Here is a 20536-nt window from a genome sequence, read left to right as displayed (position 1 = left end):
TTCATCACATGATGAATAACCAGTCCGAGGGAGCCCCGGCCGCCGTGCACGCCCACGGCCTGACCGTCCGCCGCGGCACCGGCCGTACCCCCCGCACCGTCATCGACTCCATCGCCTTCAACGTCCCCCGCGGCCGCATCACCGGCCTCCTCGGCCCCTCCGGCTGCGGAAAATCCACCCTCATGCGCGCCGTCGTCGGCACCCAGGCCCACGTCACCGGCACCCTCGACGTCCTCGGCCGCCCCGCCGGCCACCCCGAGCTCCGCTCCCGCATCGGCTACGTCACCCAGGCGCCCAGCGTCTACGACGACCTCACCGTCCGGCAGAACCTCGACTACTTCGCCGCCGTCCTCGACCCCGGCCGCTCCGCCGCCGACCGCCGCGCCGCAGCCGTACGCCGGGCCATCGCCGACGTCGACCTCACCACCCACGCCGACGCCCTCGCCGGCAACCTCTCCGGCGGCCAGCGCAGCCGCGTCTCCCTCGCCGTCGCCCTGCTCGGCACCCCCGAGCTCCTCGTCCTCGACGAACCCACCGTCGGACTCGACCCCGTCCTGCGCCGCGACCTGTGGAACCTCTTCCACGACATCGCCGCCACCCGCGGCGCGACGATCCTCGTCTCCTCCCACGTCATGGACGAGGCCGAGCGCTGCCACGACCTCCTCCTCATGCGCGAAGGCCGCATCCTCGCCCAGGACACCCCCGACGCACTGCGCACCCGAACCCGCTCCGCCACCGTCGAGGAGGGCTTCCTCCGCCTCGTCGACGAGGCCAACACCCTCGCCGCCCAGGAGACGACCCCGTGAACAGTGCCCGCACCGCCGCCACCGCCGCCCGCGTCCTGCGCCAGCTCCGCCACGACCCGCGCTCCATCGCGCTGATGCTCCTGGTCCCCGTCCTGATGCTCACCCTGCTGCGCTTCGTCTTCGACGGCAGCCCCCGCACCTTCGACGGCATCGGCGCGTCACTCCTCGGGATCTTCCCCCTCATCACCATGTTCCTGGTGACCTCCATCGCCACCCTGCGCGAACGCACCTCCGGCACCCTCGAACGCCTCCTCGCCATGCCGCTGGGCAAGGGCGACCTCATCGCCGGCTACGCCCTCGCCTTCGGCGCCGTCGCCGTCGCCCAGTCCCTCCTCGCCACCGGCCTCGCCCTCTGGGTCCTCGGCCTCGACGTCGTCGGCTCCCCCTGGCTGCTCCTGCTCGTCGCCCTCCTCGACGCCCTCCTCGGCACGGCCCTCGGCCTCTTCGTCTCCGCCTTCGCCGCCTCCGAGTTCCAGGCCGTCCAGTTCATGCCGGCGGTGATCTTCCCCCAACTGCTCCTCTGCGGCCTGTTCGCCGCCCGCGACACCATGCACCCGGTCCTCGAAGGCCTCTCCGACGTCCTGCCCATGTCCTACGCCGTCGACGGCATGACCCAGGTCCTCACCCACACCGACATGACCGCCGACTTCGTCCGCGACGCCGTGATCGTCGCCGCCTGCGCCCTGCTCGTGCTCGCCCTCGGCGCGGCCACCCTCCGCCGCCGCACTCCCTGACGCCCACAGGCCGGACAGTCCCGCCCCGTTCCTTTCACGGGTGAAAGGATGAGGACGTATACGCAGCCCACGCGCACAAAACAGTTCGGCGAGGTGAATCGGGCATGACCCAGACAGTCGCAGTCCTCGGTACCGGCAAGATCGGCGAGGCCCTGCTCAGCGGAATGATCCGCGGCGGCTGGCCCGCCTCGAAGCTCCTCGTCACGGCCCGCCGCGCCGACCGGGCCGAGGAGCTCCGCACCCGCTACGGGGTCGAGGCCGTGTCCAACGCCGAAGCCGCCAAGCGCGCCGACACCCTCATCCTCACCGTCAAGCCCCAGGACATGGCCAAGCTCCTCGACGAGCTCGCCCCGCACGTCCCCGTCGACCGCCTGGTCATCAGCGGCGCCGCCGGCATCCCCACCTCCTTCTTCGAGGAACGGCTCAGCCCCGGCACCCCCGTCGTCCGCGTCATGACGAACACCCCCGCCCTCGTCGACGAGGCCATGTCCGTCATCTCCGCCGGCAGCCACGCCACCGCCGAGCACCTCGCCCACACCGAGGAGATCTTCGGCGGCGTCGGCAAGACCCTGCGCGTCCCCGAGTCCCAGCAGGACGCGGCCACCGCCCTCTCCGGCTCCGGCCCCGCCTACTTCTACTTCCTCGTCGAGGCCATGACCGACGCCGGCATCCTCCTCGGCCTGCCCCGCGCCCAGGCCCACGACCTGATCGTCCAGGCCGCCATCGGCGCCGCCGTGATGCTCCGCGACAGCGGCGAGCACCCGGTCAAGCTCCGCGAGGCCGTCACCTCCCCGGCCGGTACGACGATCAACGCCATCGTGGAGCTGGAGCGGCACGGCGTACGCGCCGCCCTCATCGCCGCCCTCGAAGCGGCCCGCGACCGCAGCCGCGAGCTCGCCTCGGGCAACAGCTGAGCCACCCGTACCGGTGGGGGCCCGCAGCACGCGGGACCCCCACCCGTCACGGCTCCAGCAACCCGATGGCCCGGTACGCCCGGTCCACCACGGGCCGCGCCAGCTCCCGAGCCCGCCCGGCACCTTCCCGCAGCACCTTCTCCACCTCCGCCGGATCGCCGGCCAGCTCCGCATGCCGCTCCTGCACCGGCCGCAACAGCTCGACCACCGCGTCGGCGACGTCCCGCTTCAGCGCCCCGTACCCGCTGTACCCGTCGGCCAGCCCGGCCGGATCACTCCCGGTGCACGCCGCCAGGATGTCCAGCAGGTTCGCGACCCCCGGCCGCGCCTCCCGGTCGTAGACCACCGCACCGTCCCCGCTGTCGGTGACCGCCCGCACCACCTTCTTGCGCACGACCCCGGGCTCGTCGAGCAGATAGACGATCCCCGCCCCGTTCTCATGGGACTTCCCCATCTTCGAGGTCGGCTCCTGCAGGTCCATGACCCGCGCGGCCACCGCCGGATGCGTCGCCTTCGGCACGGTGAAGGTGTGCCCGTAGCGCTGGTTGAAGCGCACCGCCAGGTCGCGCGTCAGCTCCACGTGCTGCCGCTGGTCCTCCCCGACCGGCACCTCCTGGGCCCCGTACGCCAGGATGTCGGCGGCCATCAGCACGGGATAGGTGAGCAGCGACAGCCGTACGCCCTCCCCGGAGACCTGCGCCTTCGCCGCCTTCTCCTTGTACTGGATCATCCGCCGCAGCTCCCCGTCGGTGGCGGTGCACTCCAGCAGGTACGCCAGCCGCGTGTGCTCGTCGACATGGCTCTGCACGAAGAGCGTGCACCGCTGCGGATCCAGCCCGGCGGCGAGCAGCAGCGTCGCCGCCTGGCGGCTCAGCCTCCGTACGCGCGCCGGCTCGTGCTCGACGGTCAGCGCATGGAGATCGACGACGCAGAACAGCGCCTCGTCCGGCCCCTGGTCGGCGGCGACCCACTGCCGTACCGCCCCCAGGTAGTTCCCCAGCGTCAGATGACCCGTCGGCTTGACCCCGCTGAAGATCCTCGTCATGTCCTGCTCTCCCTGTGTGTGAGTGGTGTCGGAGCCACCGCGTCGGGCGACCGAGCCACTCCCGGGAGGGAGAAACAAAAACGGCCGCCGTAGCGGCGGCCGTGAGCGCATGCGTGCTCGCGTGGAAGGTCGGCCGCCGTCAGGCGGCCCACCAGCGAAGGCTGAGCGTGAGCGCATGCGTAGTCATGGGCCCAGCGTAGACGGCCTGGGGTGAGCGCGGGGTGAGTTTCGAGGATGTCCGCGCGCCGGTCAGCGGGGGGTTGACACGGGTGTGCCAGGTCCGTAAGGTTCTTCGAGTTGTCCGAAGTGAGCGCCGACCCCGGTCGGTCCCCGGACGGCCATTCCGCACTACACATTCGAACGAACGACGCACTCCGTCGTCTTGTTTTCATGCGTATTTACGAATGAGGAATCCGTGTCCGAGGACGCTGCCGCCGATTAGGTTCGGGGGCGAGGAATCCGCTACTGTCTCACTCGCCGAAGGGGCCCAACAGCCCCGAGGCAAAGCCCGCTGACTGGGAGTCAGGCCCGAAAGGATCTGATAGAGTCGGAATCGCCGGAAAGGGAAAGCGCGAAAGCGCAGGAACTGGAAAGCACCGAGGAAGTCGGGCCCGGAAGAGTCTGATAGAGTCGGAAACGCAAGAACACAGAACGAAAAGCCCGGAGGAAAGCCCGAGAGGGTGAGTACAAAGGAAGCGTCCGTTCCTTGAGAACTCAACAGCGTGCCAAAAATCAACGCCAGAAGTTGATACCCCGTCCACTTCGGTGGATGAGGTTCCTTTGAAAAAGTCCTGTCGGGCCTTCGGGCACTGGCAGGCAATTACACAGCGAGGACGTTGTGGCGCGTCGGTCTTATTCCGACCTGACGTGCCCGCTCTAAGTGATGTGTGCACCCGATTACGGGTAAACATTCATGGAGAGTTTGATCCTGGCTCAGGACGAACGCTGGCGGCGTGCTTAACACATGCAAGTCGAACGATGAAGCCCTTCGGGGTGGATTAGTGGCGAACGGGTGAGTAACACGTGGGCAATCTGCCCTTCACTCTGGGACAAGCCCTGGAAACGGGGTCTAATACCGGATACCACTCCTGCCTGCATGGGCGGGGGTTGAAAGCTCCGGCGGTGAAGGATGAGCCCGCGGCCTATCAGCTTGTTGGTGGGGTAATGGCCCACCAAGGCGACGACGGGTAGCCGGCCTGAGAGGGCGACCGGCCACACTGGGACTGAGACACGGCCCAGACTCCTACGGGAGGCAGCAGTGGGGAATATTGCACAATGGGCGAAAGCCTGATGCAGCGACGCCGCGTGAGGGATGACGGCCTTCGGGTTGTAAACCTCTTTCAGCAGGGAAGAAGCGAAAGTGACGGTACCTGCAGAAGAAGCGCCGGCTAACTACGTGCCAGCAGCCGCGGTAATACGTAGGGCGCAAGCGTTGTCCGGAATTATTGGGCGTAAAGAGCTCGTAGGCGGCTTGTCACGTCGGATGTGAAAGCCCGAGGCTTAACCTCGGGTCTGCATTCGATACGGGCTAGCTAGAGTGTGGTAGGGGAGATCGGAATTCCTGGTGTAGCGGTGAAATGCGCAGATATCAGGAGGAACACCGGTGGCGAAGGCGGATCTCTGGGCCATTACTGACGCTGAGGAGCGAAAGCGTGGGGAGCGAACAGGATTAGATACCCTGGTAGTCCACGCCGTAAACGTTGGGAACTAGGTGTTGGCGACATTCCACGTCGTCGGTGCCGCAGCTAACGCATTAAGTTCCCCGCCTGGGGAGTACGGCCGCAAGGCTAAAACTCAAAGGAATTGACGGGGGCCCGCACAAGCAGCGGAGCATGTGGCTTAATTCGACGCAACGCGAAGAACCTTACCAAGGCTTGACATATACCGGAAAGCATTAGAGATAGTGCCCCCCTTGTGGTCGGTATACAGGTGGTGCATGGCTGTCGTCAGCTCGTGTCGTGAGATGTTGGGTTAAGTCCCGCAACGAGCGCAACCCTTGTCCTGTGTTGCCAGCATGCCCTTCGGGGTGATGGGGACTCACAGGAGACCGCCGGGGTCAACTCGGAGGAAGGTGGGGACGACGTCAAGTCATCATGCCCCTTATGTCTTGGGCTGCACACGTGCTACAATGGCCGGTACAATGAGCTGCGATACCGTAAGGTGGAGCGAATCTCAAAAAGCCGGTCTCAGTTCGGATTGGGGTCTGCAACTCGACCCCATGAAGTCGGAGTTGCTAGTAATCGCAGATCAGCATTGCTGCGGTGAATACGTTCCCGGGCCTTGTACACACCGCCCGTCACGTCACGAAAGTCGGTAACACCCGAAGCCGGTGGCCCAACCCGTAAGGGAGGGAGCTGTCGAAGGTGGGACTGGCGATTGGGACGAAGTCGTAACAAGGTAGCCGTACCGGAAGGTGCGGCTGGATCACCTCCTTTCTAAGGAGCACAGTACCGATTGCAGACAAATGTTCTGCACGGTCAGCTCATGGGTGGAACGTTGATTAGTTGGCACGGTTTCCGAAACCTTCTGTAAGTACTGCCCTCGGGCGTGGAACACAGGAATGGTGGAGGGGATCGTGCTTGGCACGTTGTTGGGTCCTGAAGGTACGGCCGTAAGGTCATGTCTTCAGTGCCGGCCCCAGTGAACTTGTTCCCGAGTGGAGCAGGGTGATGGGTGGCTGGTCGTTGTTTGAGAACTACACAGTGGACGCGAGCATCTGTGGCCAAGTTTTTAAGGGCGCACGGTGGATGCCTTGGCACCAGGAACCGATGAAGGACGTGAGAGGCCGCGATAGGCCCCGGGGAGCTGCCAACTGAGCTTTGATCCGGGGGTGTCCGAATGGGGAAACCCGGCAGTCGTCATGGGCTGTCACCCATGCCTGAACACATAGGGCATGTGGAGGGAACGAGGGGAAGTGAAACATCTCAGTACCCTCAGGAAGAGAAAACAACCGTGATTCCGGGAGTAGTGGCGAGCGAAACCGGATGAGGCCAAACCGTATGCGTGTGATACCCGGCAGGGGTTGCGCATGCGGGGTTGTGGGAATGAGCTTGATCGGTCTGCCGGCCGGTCGGCGAGTCAGAAACCGTTGATGTAGTCGAAGGACATGCGAAAGGTCCGGCGTAGAGGGTAAGACCCCCGTAGACGAAACATCAGCGGCTTGCTTGCTCATCTCCCAAGTAGCACGGGGCCCGAGAAATCCCGTGTGAATCTGGCGGGACCACCCGCTAAGCCTAAATATTCCCTGGTGACCGATAGCGGATAGTACCGTGAGGGAATGGTGAAAAGTACCGCGGGAGCGGAGTGAAATAGTACCTGAAACCGTGTGCCTACAAGCCGTGGGAGCGTCGCCGTTGTTCTTCGGAACAACGGTCGTGACTGCGTGCCTTTTGAAGAATGAGCCTGCGAGTTAGCGGTGTGTAGCGAGGTTAACCCGTGTGGGGAAGCCGTAGCGAAAGCGAGTCCGAATAGGGCGATTGAGTTGCACGCTCTAGACCCGAAGCGGAGTGATCTAGCCATGGGCAGGTTGAAGCGGAGGTAAGACTTCGTGGAGGACCGAACCCACCAGGGTTGAAAACCTGGGGGATGACCTGTGGTTAGGGGTGAAAGGCCAATCAAACTCCGTGATAGCTGGTTCTCCCCGAAATGCATTTAGGTGCAGCGTCGTGTGTTTCTTGCCGGAGGTAGAGCACTGGATAGGCGATGGGCCCTACCGGGTTACTGACCTTAGCCAAACTCCGAATGCCGGTAAGTGAGAGCACGGCAGTGAGACTGTGGGGGATAAGCTCCATGGTCGAGAGGGAAACAGCCCAGAGCATCGACTAAGGCCCCTAAGCGTACGCTAAGTGGGAAAGGATGTGGAGTCGCAGAGACAACCAGGAGGTTGGCTTAGAAGCAGCCACCCTTGAAAGAGTGCGTAATAGCTCACTGGTCAAGTGATTCCGCGCCGACAATGTAGCGGGGCTCAAGCGTACCGCCGAAGTCGTGTCATTGCAGCAATAGGGCCAACGCCCGCTGTGATGGGTAGGGGAGCGTCGTGTGCCGGGTGAAGCAGCAGCGGAAGCTAGTTGTGGACGGTTCACGAGTGAGAATGCAGGCATGAGTAGCGATACACACGTGAGAAACGTGTGCGCCGATTGACTAAGGGTTCCTGGGTCAAGCTGATCTGCCCAGGGTAAGTCGGGACCTAAGGCGAGGCCGACAGGCGTAGTCGATGGACAACCGGTTGATATTCCGGTACCCGCTTTGAAACGCCCAATATCGAATCAGGCGATGCTAAGTCCGTGAAGCCGTTCCGGACCCTTCGGGGAAAGGAAAGTGGTGGAGCCGACGAACCAGACTTGTAGTAGGTAAGCGATGGGGTGACGCAGGAAGGTAGTCCAGCCCGGGCGGTGGTTGTCCCGGGGTAAGGGTGTAGGCCGAGGGGTAGGCAAATCCGTCCCTCATTAAGGCTGAGACCTGATGCCGAGCCGATTGTGGTGAAGTGGATGATCCTATGCTGTCGAGAAAAGCCTCTAGCGAGTTTCATGGCGGCCCGTACCCTAAACCGACTCAGGTGGTCAGGTAGAGAATACCGAGGCGTTCGGGTGAACTATGGTTAAGGAACTCGGCAAAATGCCCCCGTAACTTCGGGAGAAGGGGGGCCATCACTGGTGATCGGATTTACTCCGTGAGCTGGGGGTGGCCGCAGAGACCAGCGAGAAGCGACTGTTTACTAAAAACACAGGTCCGTGCGAAGCCGTAAGGCGATGTATACGGACTGACGCCTGCCCGGTGCTGGAACGTTAAGGGGACCGGTTAGTGCGCTTTCGGGCGTGCGAAGCTGAGAACTTAAGCGCCAGTAAACGGCGGTGGTAACTATAACCATCCTAAGGTAGCGAAATTCCTTGTCGGGTAAGTTCCGACCTGCACGAATGGCGTAACGACTTCTCGACTGTCTCAACCATAGGCCCGGTGAAATTGCACTACGAGTAAAGATGCTCGTTTCGCGCAGCAGGACGGAAAGACCCCGGGACCTTTACTACAGTTTGATATTGGTGTTCGGTTCGGCTTGTGTAGGATAGGTGGGAGACTGTGAAACCTCAACGCCAGTTGGGGTGGAGTCATCGTTGAAATACCACTCTGGTCGTGCTGGATGTCTAACCTCGGTCCGTGATCCGGATCAGGGACAGTGTCTGATGGGTAGTTTAACTGGGGCGGTTGCCTCCCAAAGGGTAACGGAGGCGCCCAAAGGTTCCCTCAGCCTGGTTGGCAATCAGGTGTTGAGTGTAAGTGCACAAGGGAGCTTGACTGTGAGACCGACGGGTCGAGCAGGGACGAAAGTCGGGACTAGTGATCCGGCGGTGGCTTGTGGAAGCGCCGTCGCTCAACGGATAAAAGGTACCCCGGGGATAACAGGCTGATCTTCCCCAAGAGTCCATATCGACGGGATGGTTTGGCACCTCGATGTCGGCTCGTCGCATCCTGGGGCTGGAGTCGGTCCCAAGGGTTGGGCTGTTCGCCCATTAAAGCGGTACGCGAGCTGGGTTTAGAACGTCGTGAGACAGTTCGGTCCCTATCCGCTGTGCGCGTAGGAATATTGAGAAGGGCTGTCCCTAGTACGAGAGGACCGGGACGGACGAACCTCTGGTGTGCCAGTTGTCCTGCCAAGGGCATGGCTGGTTGGCTACGTTCGGGAGGGATAACCGCTGAAAGCATCTAAGCGGGAAGCCTGCTTCAAGATGAGTATTCCCACCTCCTTGAGAGGGTAAGGCTCCCAGTAGACGACTGGGTTGATAGGCCAGATGTGGAAGCCCGGTAACGGGTGAAGCTGACTGGTACTAATAGGCCGAGGGCTTGTCCTCAGTTGCTCGCGTCCACTGTGTTAGTTCTGAAATAACGAACAGCTGTGTTCATGCCAGCGTTCAAATTTCATAGTGTTTCGGTGGTCATAGCGTTAGGGAAACGCCCGGTTACATTCCGAACCCGGAAGCTAAGCCTTTCAGCGCCGATGGTACTGCAGGGGGGACCCTGTGGGAGAGTAGGACGCCGCCGAACAATCATTGCGGAAGCCCCGCACCAGACCTTCGGGTCCGGTGCGGGGCTTTTCTGCGTTCCGAGCCAGAATCCGTCGGATGCCCGGCATGGGTTCCAGAGGCATCGGTGCTGACGGCTCGTAGGGTTGGGGTATGGGCTATGACCTCGTCATCTTCGACAACGACGGCGTGCTGGTGGACAGTGAGCCGCTCGCAAACAGCGTCCTCGCCGGGTACTTGACCGAGCTGGGGCACCCGACCACGTACGAGGACTCGCTCCGCGACTACATGGGGGCCGCCGTGCACCGGGTGCACGACCTCGTTCTCGAACGGACCGGGGAGCGGCTGCCCGCGGGCTTCGACGCGACGCTGGTCGCGCGGACCGTCACCGCGTTCGAGCGGGAGCTGAAGCCGGTCGCCGGCATCGAGGACGTGCTCGGGGCGCTGACCGCCAGCGGGGTCGGATACTGCCTGGCTTCCTCCGGGAGCCACGAGCGGATCAGGGCCGGGCACCTGGCGGCGGGGATCGACGGCTGGTTCGAGGAGGAGTGGATCTTCAGCTCCGAGGACGTGGGCCAGGGCAAGCCGGCACCCGATCTGTTCCTGCACGCGGCACGGCAGATGGGCGTCGAGCCCGCGCGGTGCGTCGTCATCGAGGACAGCCCCCGCGGGATCCAGGCCGCCGTGGCCGCCGGGATGGACGTGTACGCGTACACCGCGATGCTGCCCGCGGACGAGCTGCCCGGGGCCACCGGGTACTTCGGGGACATGATGCAGGTCCCGCTGCTCCTCCAACTCCCCGTGTGATCGCTCTACCCACGGGTAGCCCCGGGGCCTACGCTGACGCGCCATGACGGATGATGTGCGGCTGCGGCGCGGCCGGGGCGCTCTGGGGTTCAGCTTCTTCGCGCAGGGCGTGGCCTTCGCGCTGCTCGTGACCCGGATCCCGGCCATCCAGGACCGGTACGGGATATCCGACGGGCTGCTGCCCGCCTTCCTCGCCGCCGTGCCGATCCTCGCCGGCGTGGCGAGCGTGGCCACCGAGCACCTGGTGAAGCGGGTCCCGCCCAGCGCCGTACTGCGGTGGGCGCAGCCGCTCGTGCTGCTGTCCCTGCTGGGCGTCGGGACCGGCAGCCAGATGTGGCACGTGGCGGTGGCCCTGGGGGCGTTCGGGCTGTCGGTGGGTGCGCTGGACGCCTCGATGAACATGCTCGGGGTCAGCCTGCAGCGGGCGTACGGGCGCAGCATCATGCTCGGCTTCCACGCCGCGTACAGCCTCGGCGGGATCTTGGGCGCGTCCGCCGCGTGGGCGGGGGCGCACTGGCACCTGAGCCTGTTCACCGGCTATCTGCCGGCCGTGGTCGTGCTGGTGCCGCTGGTGCTGCTGCTGAGCCGGCGCTACGTGGACGGGACGGGCGCGGGGGAGGTGCAGGAGAAGGGGCTGGGCAGTGGCGGCTTCAAGCTGCTGCTGCCGCTGTGCCTGGTGATGGCGTGCGCGTACATCGGTGACTCGACGGTGGCGAACTGGAGTGCCAAGTACCTCCAGGACGTGCTCGGGAGCTCGGAGCAGATGGCGACCGTCCCCTACAACGTCTACATGGTGACCACCCTCATCGGGCGGGCCGTCGGGGACCTGGGCGTGCGCCGGTTCGGGGCCGCGGCCGTGGTGCGGGGCGGGTCGCTGGTCGCCGCCGCCGGCTTCGCCGTCGTCGCGTCCGCGCCGGGGGCGTGGGTGGGGATGCTCGGCTTCACCCTGCTGGGGATCGGGCTGTGCGTGATCGTGCCGCAGACCTTCGCCGCCGCGGGCAGGCTCTTCCCGGGCGGTTCCGACACCGCCATCGCCCGGCTCAACATCTTCAACTACGTCGGTTTCCTGATCGGGTCGCCGCTTGTCGGCGGGATCGGTGACGCCTGGAGCTACCGGGGCGCGATGCTGGTGCCGATGGCGCTGGTGCTGGTGACGCTCTTCTACGCCCGCTCGTTCGGCTCCGACGGCGCCCGATACGGTGTCCGGCATGAGCGGCCGCGGGTTGTTGATGTGGGACGAGGCGGTAACGAGGTATGACTTCGGACCGAGCCATCCGATGGACCCGGTGCGCCTGGCGCTGACCATGGGCCTGGTGCGCGCCTTCGGGCTGGACCGGGCGCTGGAGGTACGGGCGGCGCCGGCGGCCGGCGACTCGACGCTGCGGCTGGTCCACCGGGAGGACTACGTCGCCGCGGTGCGCGAGGTGTCCGCGGACCCGGGGATCGCCGACGGGTCGTACGGGCTGGGCACCATGGACGACCCGGCCTTCCGCGGCATGCACGAGGCGTCGGCGCTGATCGCCGGGCAGTCCGTGGCGGGCGCGGAGGCGCTCTGGAGCGGGGATGCCGAGCACGCGGTGAACTTCGCGGGCGGGCTGCACCACGCCATGCCGGGCGGGGCGGCCGGTTTCTGCGTCTACAACGACGCGTCGCTGGCGATCGCCCGGCTGCTGGAGCTGGGGGCCGAGCGGGTCGCCTACGTGGATGTGGACGTCCATCACGGGGACGGCGTGCAGGCGGCCTTCTGGGACGACCCGCGGGTGCTGACGATCTCGGTGCACGAGCATCCGCGGACGCTGTTCCCCCAGACCGGCTGGCCCGAGGAGACCGGGGGGCCGGCGGCCGAGGGGTCGGCGGTGAACATCGCGCTGCCCGCCGGGACCGGGGACGAGGGGTGGCTGCGGGCCTTCCACGCCGTCGTGCCGGAGCTGCTGGCGGACTTCCGGCCGCAGGTGCTGGTGACCCAGCACGGGGCCGATACGCACTTCGAGGACCCCCTCGCCCACCTGGCGGTGTCCCTGGACGCCCAGCGGGCCGTCCAGGAGTCCTGTCACCGGCTCGCGCACGAGTACGCGGACGGCAGCTGGCTGGCGCTGGGCGGCGGCGGGTACGCGGTGGTGGACGTCGTACCGCGGTCGTGGACGCACCTGGTGGCGATCGCCGCGCACCGGCCGGTGGACCCGGAGACCGCCGTCCCGGCGTCGTGGCGGGACGAGGTGTACGCGCGGACGCGTCAGTTGGCGCCGGCCCGGATGACGGACGGGCGGACGCCGTCGTGGCGGGACTGGGACGCGGGGTACGACCCGGCGGACCGCACGGATCAAGCCGTTCTCGCCACCCGGCGGGCGGTCTTCCCGCTGCGCGGAATGCTGACCTGACCCCTCCGGGGTGACCTTGCCGCATCGTTACGCCAACTGTGGGGCTGTTCGCCGGAATTGATAACCTGCCAGATGTGTTGGGGGCAGCATCGGAGGGTGTTGAGCACCGGCGCGCTGCGTGCGCATCTGCTGGCCGCCCGGTTGGCCGGGCCCGTCGCCACCTCCCGGGAGGAGAGCCTGCGCAGTTACCGGCTGTTCGCGGCGCGCGATCCGCGGGTGATGCTGGGGCTGGATCCGGAGTGGGGCTGGGGCGAGGGTGACCTGCTGAGGCTGATGGCGGACAAGTGCGGCGTCTCGGCGGACCCGGCGCACGTCAGCGGGCCGGACGTGATCGACCCTGAGCGGACGGTGGCCGCGCTGGAGGCCTTCGCGGGGCGGCTGCGGGAGGCGGCGCAGGCGCGGTCGCCCGTGCTGTTCGGGACCGGTCACCCGCACCGGCTCCTGGGCTTCTACGCCGGTTTGGCCGAGGCGATGTCGGCGGCGGGATGTGTTGTCCTCACCCCGGCGCAGGGGGTGAGTGTCGACATGGCGACCCGGTTCGGCGTACGCACGTACCGCATCGAATACGTACGGGGGGTCGCGCTGGTGCGGGAACCCGGCGTGCGGGTGCCGGGGAGTGCGACCGGCGTGCACACCCATTCACCCCTGCCGGTTCGGATCGCGCTGGGGGCCCTCGCGGAGGCCGGTGGGCCGCTGCCGGAGCTGGTCGTGGGGGACCACGGTTGGGTCTGCGGCGCAGGTCAGCTCGGTGTGGAGGCGATCGGGCTGGCGGACACGGACGATCCCGCGCTGTTCGTCGGGGAGGCCGAGGGGCGGGTCTCGGTGGCCGTTCCACTTGATGACGGGGTGCGAGCGGACTACTACCGACCGCTTACGCGCTACGTGCTCGGCCGGGCGAGTCTGACGGGGCGGCAGGAGTGGCCGTAGCTCCTCTTCCCCACTCGTATCACGCGCCCCTACTCTGGGGAGTGAGCGTGCGACGACGAGGAGTAACCGGAGGGGAAGCCGGTGCCCGTCATGCGCGGAAGGTCAAGGTGTGTCATGGCTGCTGGCGAGAGGCCTCTCAGCGAGGTTCAGTTCCTGACCGTGGCGGAGGTTGCCTCGGTGATGCGAGTGTCGAAGATGACCGTGTACCGGCTGGTGCACAACGGTCATCTGCCCGCAATCCGGGTGGGCCGGTCCTTCCGGGTCCCCGAAAACGCGGTCCACGAGTACCTCCGAGAGTCCTATGTGGGGGTGGAGTCGGCCTGAGACTGACCCCGGCACGCCCTCGGATTACAAGCTCAGAGCTCGGGACGGTAGGCTAGGCCGACGTAGGTCGTGTGGGCCCCGACGCCCCGCACCGAATGAAGAGAAGTGAGCGAGGGTAGTCGTGGGCTCTGTTATCAAGAAGCGGCGCAAGCGGATGGCTAAGAAGAAGCACCGCAAGCTGCTCAAGCGCACCCGCGTCCAGCGCCGTAACAAGAAGTAAACGGCAGCTGTACGTGTTCTCCGCAGCCCCTCCACCATCCTGGTGGAGGGGCTGCGGTGCAGCCGGGGGACTTCTACGAGGGAGGCGCTGAGCTCGTGGGGAAGGTCGTACTCGTCACCGGGGCAGCCCGGCAGTTGGGCGGCCGCTTCGTGCGCCGGATCCAGCGTGACCCGGAGGTCGAGCGGGTGATCGCGGTGGACGCGGTGACACCGCCGCACCGGCTCGGATCGGCCGAGTTCGTCCGTACGGACATCAGACAGTCGGCGATCGCCCGCGTGCTCGCCGAGCACGCCGTGGACACGGTGGTCCACTTGGCGGTCACCGGGGGCGCCGCGGGCGTCGGCGGCGCGCGCAGCGCCGTCAAGGAAACGAACGTCATCGGGACGATGCAGCTCCTCGGGGCCTGCCAGAAGTCGCCGACGGTACGACGGCTCGTGGTGAAGTCCAGTACCAGCGTGTACGGGGGCACCTCCCGGGATCCGGCCGTCTTCACCGAGACCACGGAACCGAAATCGCTGCCCGCGGGCGGCTTCGCCAAGGACGCCGCCGAGGTCGAGGGATACGTGCGCGGCTTCGCGCGCAGGCGGCCGGACGTCGCGGTGTGCGTGCTGCGGTTCGCGAACATCCTGGGGCCCTTCGCGGACTCGGCCCTCGCCGAGTTCTTCTCGATCCCGGTGATGCCGACCGTGCTGGGCTACGACCCGCGGCTGCAGTTCGTGCACGAGGACGACGTGCTCGACGTACTGCGGCTCGCCGCACAGGAGCCCAGACGCGGCACGCTGAACAGCGGGACCTTCAACATCGCCGGTGACGGCGTGCTGCTGCTGTCGCAGTGTTCGCGGCGGTTGGGGCGGCCCACGATGCCGCTGCTGCTGCCCGCGCTGACGTGGGTGGGTTCCGCGCTGCGGGCGGTCGGGGTCACCGACTTCTCGGCGGAGCAGATGAGGCTGCTCACGCACGGCCGGGTCGTGGAGACCACGCAGATGCGGGAAGTCCTCGGTTTCGAGCCGCTCTACACGACCGCCGAGACCTTCGCGGACTTCGCGCGGAGCCGGGGGAGCGGGCTGCTGCCGCCGGAGCGGGTCGGGCGGGCCGTGGACCGGATGGCGGCCATGCTGGGGGCAGACGGGCCCGATGTCGATGCCGACGCGGTTGAAGGAGCGAAGCGATAGTGGCGGACGCCAAGGTCATTCCGTTCGACGAGGACCGGCCGCGCCGGCGGATCCCCCGCCGGGTGCGTGCGGTGTCCGCTCCCGAGCCGGTGGAGCAGGAGCCGTTCGTTCCCGAGCCGGCTCCCGAGCCGGGTCCGGCGGAGCGCGGTGACGGCTGGGACCGGCGGATCGCGGGCGGGCTGGCCTTCCTGCGGCGGCGGATCACCGGGGACTACGAGGTCGACGAGTTCGGCTACGACGAGGAACTGACGGACCAGGTCCTGATGTCCCTGATGCGGCCGTTGTACGACAAGTACTTCCGGGTCGAGGTCAGGGGCATCGAGAACATCCCGGCGGAGGGTGGCGCGCTCATCGTGGCCAACCACTCCGGGACGCTGCCGCTGGACGGGCTGATGCTCCAGGTCGCCGTGCACGACCGCCACCCGGCACAGCGTCACCTGCGGCTGCTGGCGGCCGACCTGGTGTTCATGCTGCCGGTGGTCAACGAGCTGGCCAGGAAGGCGGGGCACACCCTGGCGTGCGCGGAGGACGCGCAGCGGCTGCTGGAGGCCGGGGAACTCGTCGGTGTGATGCCGGAGGGCTTCAAGGGGATAGGGAAGCCGTTCGGGGACCGGTACAAGCTGCAGCGGTTCGGCCGGGGCGGGTTCGTGTCCACGGCGCTGCGGGCGGGGACGCCGATCGTGCCCTGCTCGATCGTGGGGGCGGAGGAGATCTACCCCATGGTCGGCAACGCGAAGACCCTCGCCCGGCTGCTGGGAGTCCCGTACTTCCCGATCACGCCGACGTTTCCGTGGCTGGGGCCGTTGGGGGCGGTGCCGTTGCCGACGAAGTGGACGATCCAGTTCGGCGAGCCGATTCCCACCGAGGGCTATGCGGCCGAGGCGGCGGAGGACCCGATGCTGATGTTCAACCTGACGGATCAGGTGCGGGAGCAGATTCAGCACACGCTGTACAAGCTGCTGGTGCAGCGGCGGTCCGTCTTCTTCTGACCCGCCGCCGGAGGATGGAGGCGGGGCCGCTCGCGCAGCCCCGCCTTTCCTCTACTCCGCGTCCTCCGCGCCCAGACCCAGGCCCGGGAGGATGCCCGGGAGGAGGGGCGGGAGGGTGATGTCCGGCCTGGCCTGCTCGGGGGTGCCCGAGGGGGGCGGGGCCGACTGTCCCGCGGGCGGGTTGAGCAGGTCGCCCGTACCGCCCAGGAGGCCGCCGCCGGCCGGTGGCCGGGTGCTGCCCGAGGGGGACGGCGCGGGGCTGCCGGAGGGCGTCCCCGCGGCCGGGGCGGACTGCTGCGCTCCGCTGGGAGTGCCCGGCTTGTGCGAGGAGCTGCCGGGGGGCGTGCCGGTGCCGCGGGTCTGCTCCGGTGGCTTGGGGAGCAGGCTCTGCAGCGGCGCCACGTCTTCGTCTATGGCCTGGAAGACCGACTCCACCTCACCGCCCACGTCCGTGAGCTGTGCCGGGAGCCTCTCGCGGAGCTTGCCCCACGTGTCGCGGTGGGAGCGGGAGAACGACGACAGCTTCTGGATCGGGCCGAGCGAGCCGTCCCGTTCGTACGCCGCCTGGAGGAGCCGGTGGCCCTCCTCCGCGTCGTGCTTCACGCCGGCCAGGGCGCGGCGGATCGCGCCCAGGGACTCGTGGTCCAGGTCGCCCAGCCGGTCCCGTTCCATCAGCCTGCGGGCTTCCGACAGACGGTTCGAGGCCTGGTCGAGATAGAGCTCGCCCCGGTCCGCGTCGTCGTCGGCCATCCCCAGCTTCAGGTCCTCCATGCCCCGCTTCACGGGGTAGAGGTGGTCACCGGGCAGGGCGTCGGAACTGGCAGCGGCCACTCCGCTGAAGGCCCCCGCGGCCACACCCACGGTGAGGCCGCCCGCTGCGATGCCCTTGGACCAGCGGGAGCGGGGCCGCAATTTCCGGAGCGGGGTCGCCCGGTGGGCGCCGCGGCCGGTCCGCTGCTCGGGCACTTGAGGGTCCGAGGCGGCACCGCCCCCGGCCCTCTCTTCCAACACCATGGCCTCCATGGCGGCAACGAGCTGGGCTCGCTGCACCACCTTGACCTCGGGGTCCAGCACCGGGCGCGGCATTCTTTCGCCGAGCACGCTCGCCAGGGCCAACAACCGGTCGTGGTCGGCAGGTTCGGCAGGTGCCTCGGACTGCTCGGCCGCCGGGTCCGGTTCCGAAGGGTCGGACGGGGTCCGATCCTCCAGGGCCTGGGCGAAGGCGTTCGCCCGCCGGTGCGGAGTCACGTTCGCGATCACTGGCGGCACCTCCTCTCGTCATGACGATCGACTCCCCAAGGTGTCCGGAAGGTTGCCTTCCTTGAGCACATCCACACTTTCGGGTGAGCGGCTTCGGGCAGGGCATGTCCACAGGGAGTCTGCATTCCGCACAACGAGCGTCGCGGCACTTGGGTTACGGACGAAGGATGATCGGACCACAGCGTCATCGAGGGGTCACCGGATGTATGTGAGGTTGTGTTGATTTATGAGGGGGTCAGCGGGCGTCGTCCGGGAGGAGGCGGGCCAGGGTGCGGACCGCCCGGTACTGGAGCGTCTTGATGGCTCCTTCGTTCTTTCCCATGACCCGGGCCGTCTCGGCGACCGAGAGGCCCTGCAGGAAGCGCAGGGTCACGCACTCCTGCTGCTGCGGATTGAGCTTGCGCACGGCCTCCAGCAGGGCCGCATTGGAGAGGGACTCCAGGACGGAGTCCTCGGGGCTGCGCTCGACCTCGTTCGCGTCGAGCATCTCTCCGGTGGTGACCTCCAGCCGGAAGCGGCTGGACTTGAAGTGGTCCGCCACCAGGTTGCGGGCGATCGTCACGAGCCAGGCCCCGAAGTCGCGGCCCTGCCAGGTGAAGGTGGAGATGCGGCGCAGCGCGCGCAGGAACGTCTCGCTGGTGAGGTCCTCCGCGGTCGCCTTCCCTCCCACCCGGTAGTAGATGTAGCGGTAGACCGTGTCGCTGTACTGGTCGTAGAGGCGGCCGAAGGCGTCGGCCTCGCCCGCCTGGGCTCGTTCGACCAGGTCCATCATGCGGGCCTGGTCGCTGTCCGCCGTGGGGCGGCGGGGGGTGGCCTGGGTGCTCGTGCCGGCGGCGCCGTTCGAGCCCCCGGCCGCGCGGCCTCGTCTGCCCACCGTCGCTCCGCCGTCGGTCAGGGCATAGCAAGGACCGGCCGGGCCGATACCGGCGGGGACCGCGGTGGCGAAGGCGGGGACGGCGTACGCGGTGGGGACGAAGCCGCGCAGGTGGTCGAGGACCGTTGCGCGCAGCTGAGCCAGGCCCGAGGCGTCAACCCCGACAGGTGGGTACACGGGACTCCCAGAGGCAGAGCTTCCATCACGTGCAGTGCGGGACCGTTCACCCGTCGTGGCGACAGATGGCCGGTGGCATGCGTTTGAGGAGAATAACGCTTCGTACAGGCAGCGCTACACCCAGTTGCTCAAATCACCGGTTCCGACACTTCTGTTGCGTGTCGAGGGCATATTCAGGCGCTGTTAATGATCGATTCTTGATCACTTGGGTACGCGGAATGGACGCTTCCAAGAGGGCCCGCGACCGAGTCGGGCAGGCCGGAGTGCCGCGCCGGGAGCGCGGGTAGAGGTGAGCGAATGCCCGGGGGCGCGCATCGGGGGACCCGCCGCGCGCGGGGGCGGCGGGGCCCGGGCCTGCCGTTGTTACTTGCGGCGGCGGTGCAGGGCGATGGCGGCGGCCGCGCCGCCCGCGATCGCGCCGACGCCGGCGGCCGCCGGGACGCCGACCTTCACGGCCTTGCGGCCGGTCCGGTAATCGCGCAGCCGCCAGTCGTTGGTACGGGCATGCTTGCGCAGTTTTGTGTCCGGATTGATCGCGTACGGATGTCCGACCAGCGACAGCATCGGGATGTCGTTGTGCGAATCGCTGTACGCGGCGCAGCGTTCGAGGTCCAGCCCCTCGGCGGCGGCCAGGGCACGGACCGCCTCGGCCTTGGCGGGGCCGTGCAGCGGCTCGCCGACCAGGCGGCCGGTGTAGACCCCGTCGACGGACTCGGCGACGGTGCCCAGGGCGCCGGTCAGGCCGAGCCTGCGGGCGATGATCGTGGCCGTCTCCACGGGGGCGGCGGTGACCAGCCACACCTTCTGGCCGGCGTCGAGGTGGGCCTGGGCCAGGGCGCGGGTGCCCGGCCAGATCCGCTCGGCCATGTACTCGTCGTAGATCTCCTCGCCGATGGCCATCAGCTCGGAGACCTTGTGGCCCTTGACGATGGACAGGGCGCTGTCGCGGGCGTCCTGCATGTGCTCGGGGTCCTCGACCCCGGCGAGCCGGAACCAGGCCTGCTGCCAGGCGAAGCGGGCGAGTTCGCGGCGCTGGAAGAACTCGCGCTTGTAGAGGCCGCGGCCGAAGTGGAAGATTGCGGCGCCCTGCATGACGGTGTTGTCGAGGTCGAAGAAGGCGGCGGCGAGGTCGTCACCGGCGACGGGGAACTCGGGCTCGGCCGGGGGCTCTTCCGCGGGCGCCTCGACCGCGGGTGCCTCGATCCCGGCTTCGGCCCCGGCTCCGGCCAGCGCCGTCTTGCGGGCGGCCTCCGCCGAGGCCTCGCCTGCCAGCACGCTCCGCGCGGTTGCGGAGCGTCTACGAGGGGTGAGCCATCCGAGAGCGGCCATGCGGCGAGCATAGCCACTGTGTTCGGTACTTCCCGAACCGATGGGAAACGGAGGCGTTAACACTTCGGGAGAATGAAGCCATGAGCCCTTTGTTGCGCCGTAAGGAAAAGAAGCGCCCCGGCGAGCGGATGGTGACGCTGGTCGGGAAGCCCGGGTGTCACCTGTGCGACGACGCCGAGGAGGTGGTCGCGAAGGTCTGCGCCGAGACGGGAGCGCAGTGGGAGAAGAAGGACATCTCGCAGGACGAGGAGCTCTACCGCCTGTACTGGGAGCAGATCCCGGTGGTGCTCGTCGACGGCGAACAGCACACCTTCTGGAGGGTGAACCCGGACCGGCTCCGGCGGGCTTTGGAGGCCTGACCCTCTTCCCGGTTACCATCATGGGCGATTTGTGGGGTCTCGGGGGCGTATCTGTGAGGAGTGTGCACGGGTTTGCCCCCTTTGGGATTTGAACGGGTTCGGCGTGCGGCCGGTTCCGGGTTTCCGTGCCGAGGCCGCGTGACCCCGGTCACTTTGCACGGACAAAGCGGACACAATCTTTGTGCACGCGTTCACAAAGGCATAGCC

The 20536-nt window shown here is 67.2% G+C and carries 16 protein-coding genes and 3 rRNA genes; 15 read left to right on the top strand and 4 right to left on the bottom strand.

Annotated elements, in window-relative coordinates; translation table 11 throughout:
* The first annotated feature begins 8 nt into the window (after positions 1–8).
* From RIU97_RS17710 to proC, 3 genes are all read left to right on the top strand, one after another.
* Positions 9–806: an ABC transporter ATP-binding protein gene (locus RIU97_RS17710; RefSeq protein WP_404957872.1), complete on the top strand. Its 798-nt coding sequence runs from the start codon at positions 9–11 to the stop codon at positions 804–806.
* Entirely contained in the window at positions 803–1540 is a 738-nt protein-coding gene (locus RIU97_RS17705; protein ID WP_404957870.1) for an ABC transporter permease, read from the top strand. The genes RIU97_RS17710 and RIU97_RS17705 overlap by 4 nt, the downstream gene beginning before the upstream one ends.
* A gap of 104 nt (positions 1541–1644) precedes the next feature.
* Positions 1645–2454 carry a pyrroline-5-carboxylate reductase gene (gene proC / locus RIU97_RS17700; RefSeq protein ID WP_319733841.1) on the top strand — a complete coding sequence of 270 codons (810 nt, stop codon included), beginning with the start codon at positions 1645–1647 and terminating at the stop codon, positions 2452–2454.
* A 46-nt stretch (positions 2455–2500) separates the two neighbouring features.
* Here the strand turns inward: proC and trpS are convergent, their stop codons facing one another.
* A complete protein-coding gene (gene trpS, locus RIU97_RS17695) occupies positions 2501–3499 on the bottom strand; it encodes a tryptophan--tRNA ligase (RefSeq protein ID WP_404957866.1) in 999 nt (332 codons plus the stop codon).
* A gap of 910 nt (positions 3500–4409) precedes the next feature.
* Here trpS and RIU97_RS17690 point away from each other — a divergent pair.
* The 11 genes from RIU97_RS17690 to RIU97_RS17640 all read left to right on the top strand — a co-directional run bounded on the left by RIU97_RS17690 (position 4410) and on the right by RIU97_RS17640 (position 16330).
* Positions 4410–5934, top strand: a 16S ribosomal RNA gene (locus RIU97_RS17690).
* A 285-nt stretch (positions 5935–6219) separates the two neighbouring features.
* A 23S ribosomal RNA gene (locus RIU97_RS17685) occupies positions 6220–9342 on the top strand.
* Between the two features lie 76 nt (positions 9343–9418).
* Positions 9419–9535 (top strand): 5S ribosomal RNA (gene rrf, locus RIU97_RS17680).
* The 16S, 23S and 5S rRNA genes sit together here, the layout of an rRNA operon.
* Before the next feature lie 131 nt (positions 9536–9666).
* A complete protein-coding gene (locus RIU97_RS17675; protein ID WP_404957864.1) occupies positions 9667–10320 on the top strand; it encodes an HAD family hydrolase in 654 nt (217 codons plus the stop codon).
* Positions 10321–10363: 43 nt separating this feature from the next.
* Positions 10364–11578: an MFS transporter gene (locus RIU97_RS17670; RefSeq protein WP_404957862.1), complete on the top strand. Its 1215-nt coding sequence runs from the start codon at positions 10364–10366 to the stop codon at positions 11576–11578.
* Positions 11529–12698, top strand: a complete 1170-nt coding sequence (locus RIU97_RS17665; protein WP_404957860.1) for an acetoin utilization protein AcuC — start codon at positions 11529–11531, stop codon at positions 12696–12698. The genes RIU97_RS17670 and RIU97_RS17665 overlap by 50 nt, the downstream gene beginning before the upstream one ends.
* Before the next feature lie 96 nt (positions 12699–12794).
* On the top strand, positions 12795–13625 hold the full coding sequence (locus tag RIU97_RS17660) for a phosphatase (RefSeq protein WP_404957858.1): 831 nt from the start codon (positions 12795–12797) through the stop codon (positions 13623–13625).
* A gap of 114 nt (positions 13626–13739) precedes the next feature.
* Positions 13740–13949, top strand: coding sequence for a helix-turn-helix domain-containing protein (locus tag RIU97_RS17655; RefSeq protein ID WP_008738568.1), 210 nt, complete (start codon positions 13740–13742; stop codon positions 13947–13949).
* A 121-nt stretch (positions 13950–14070) separates the two neighbouring features.
* Complete coding sequence (locus RIU97_RS17650; protein ID WP_003948845.1) at positions 14071–14169, top strand: 30S ribosomal protein bS22; 99 nt, start codon at positions 14071–14073, stop codon at positions 14167–14169.
* Between the two features lie 95 nt (positions 14170–14264).
* Positions 14265–15341, top strand: coding sequence for an NAD-dependent epimerase/dehydratase family protein (locus RIU97_RS17645; RefSeq protein WP_404957854.1), 1077 nt, complete (start codon positions 14265–14267; stop codon positions 15339–15341).
* On the top strand, positions 15341–16330 hold the full coding sequence (locus RIU97_RS17640; protein ID WP_404957852.1) for a lysophospholipid acyltransferase family protein: 990 nt from the start codon (positions 15341–15343) through the stop codon (positions 16328–16330). The genes RIU97_RS17645 and RIU97_RS17640 overlap by 1 nt, the downstream gene beginning before the upstream one ends.
* A 51-nt stretch (positions 16331–16381) precedes the next feature.
* Here the strand turns inward: RIU97_RS17640 and RIU97_RS17635 are convergent, their stop codons facing one another.
* The 3 genes from RIU97_RS17635 to RIU97_RS17625 form a co-directional block, all read right to left on the bottom strand.
* Positions 16382–17590 (bottom strand): DUF5667 domain-containing protein, encoded by a 1209-nt coding sequence (locus tag RIU97_RS17635; RefSeq protein WP_404957850.1) that lies wholly within the window; start codon positions 17588–17590, stop codon positions 16382–16384.
* Between the two features lie 235 nt (positions 17591–17825).
* Complete coding sequence (locus tag RIU97_RS17630) at positions 17826–18641, bottom strand: ECF subfamily RNA polymerase sigma factor, BldN family (RefSeq protein ID WP_388841127.1); 816 nt, start codon at positions 18639–18641, stop codon at positions 17826–17828.
* 363 nt (positions 18642–19004) lie between these two features.
* Entirely contained in the window at positions 19005–19970 is a 966-nt protein-coding gene (locus RIU97_RS17625; RefSeq protein ID WP_404957848.1) for an HAD family hydrolase, read from the bottom strand.
* An 80-nt stretch (positions 19971–20050) separates the two neighbouring features.
* On the opposite strand from RIU97_RS17625, the gene RIU97_RS17620 reads away from it, so the two are divergent.
* Positions 20051–20329, top strand: a complete 279-nt coding sequence (locus RIU97_RS17620) for a glutaredoxin family protein (protein ID WP_361768707.1) — start codon at positions 20051–20053, stop codon at positions 20327–20329.
* Positions 20330–20536 lie beyond the last annotated feature (207 nt).

It is taken from the genome of Streptomyces sp. 147326 (genome assembly GCF_045000215.1).
Taxonomy (GTDB): Bacteria; Actinomycetota; Actinomycetes; order Streptomycetales; family Streptomycetaceae; genus Streptomyces.
This window is presented reverse-complemented; position numbering and strand designations above follow the sequence as displayed.

Bases quoted from the DNA above. Each gene is read 5' to 3' on its own strand.
- proC (WP_319733841.1), top strand. From the start codon at position 1,645: ATGACCCAGACAGTCGCAGTCCTCGGTACCGGCAAGATCGGCGAGGCC.
- RIU97_RS17665 (WP_404957860.1), top strand. From the start codon at position 11,529: ATGAGCGGCCGCGGGTTGTTGATGTGGGACGAGGCGGTAACGAGGTAT.
- RIU97_RS17625 (WP_404957848.1), bottom strand. From the start codon at position 19,970: ATGGCCGCTCTCGGATGGCTCACCCCTCGTAGACGCTCCGCAACCGCG.
- RIU97_RS17655 (WP_008738568.1), top strand. From the start codon at position 13,740: ATGGCTGCTGGCGAGAGGCCTCTCAGCGAGGTTCAGTTCCTGACCGTG.
- trpS (WP_404957866.1), bottom strand. From the start codon at position 3,499: ATGACGAGGATCTTCAGCGGGGTCAAGCCGACGGGTCATCTGACGCTG.
- RIU97_RS17675 (WP_404957864.1), top strand. From the start codon at position 9,667: ATGGGCTATGACCTCGTCATCTTCGACAACGACGGCGTGCTGGTGGAC.
- RIU97_RS17670 (WP_404957862.1), top strand. From the start codon at position 10,364: ATGACGGATGATGTGCGGCTGCGGCGCGGCCGGGGCGCTCTGGGGTTC.
- RIU97_RS17710 (WP_404957872.1), top strand. From the start codon at position 9: ATGATGAATAACCAGTCCGAGGGAGCCCCGGCCGCCGTGCACGCCCAC.
- RIU97_RS17620 (WP_361768707.1), top strand. From the start codon at position 20,051: ATGAGCCCTTTGTTGCGCCGTAAGGAAAAGAAGCGCCCCGGCGAGCGG.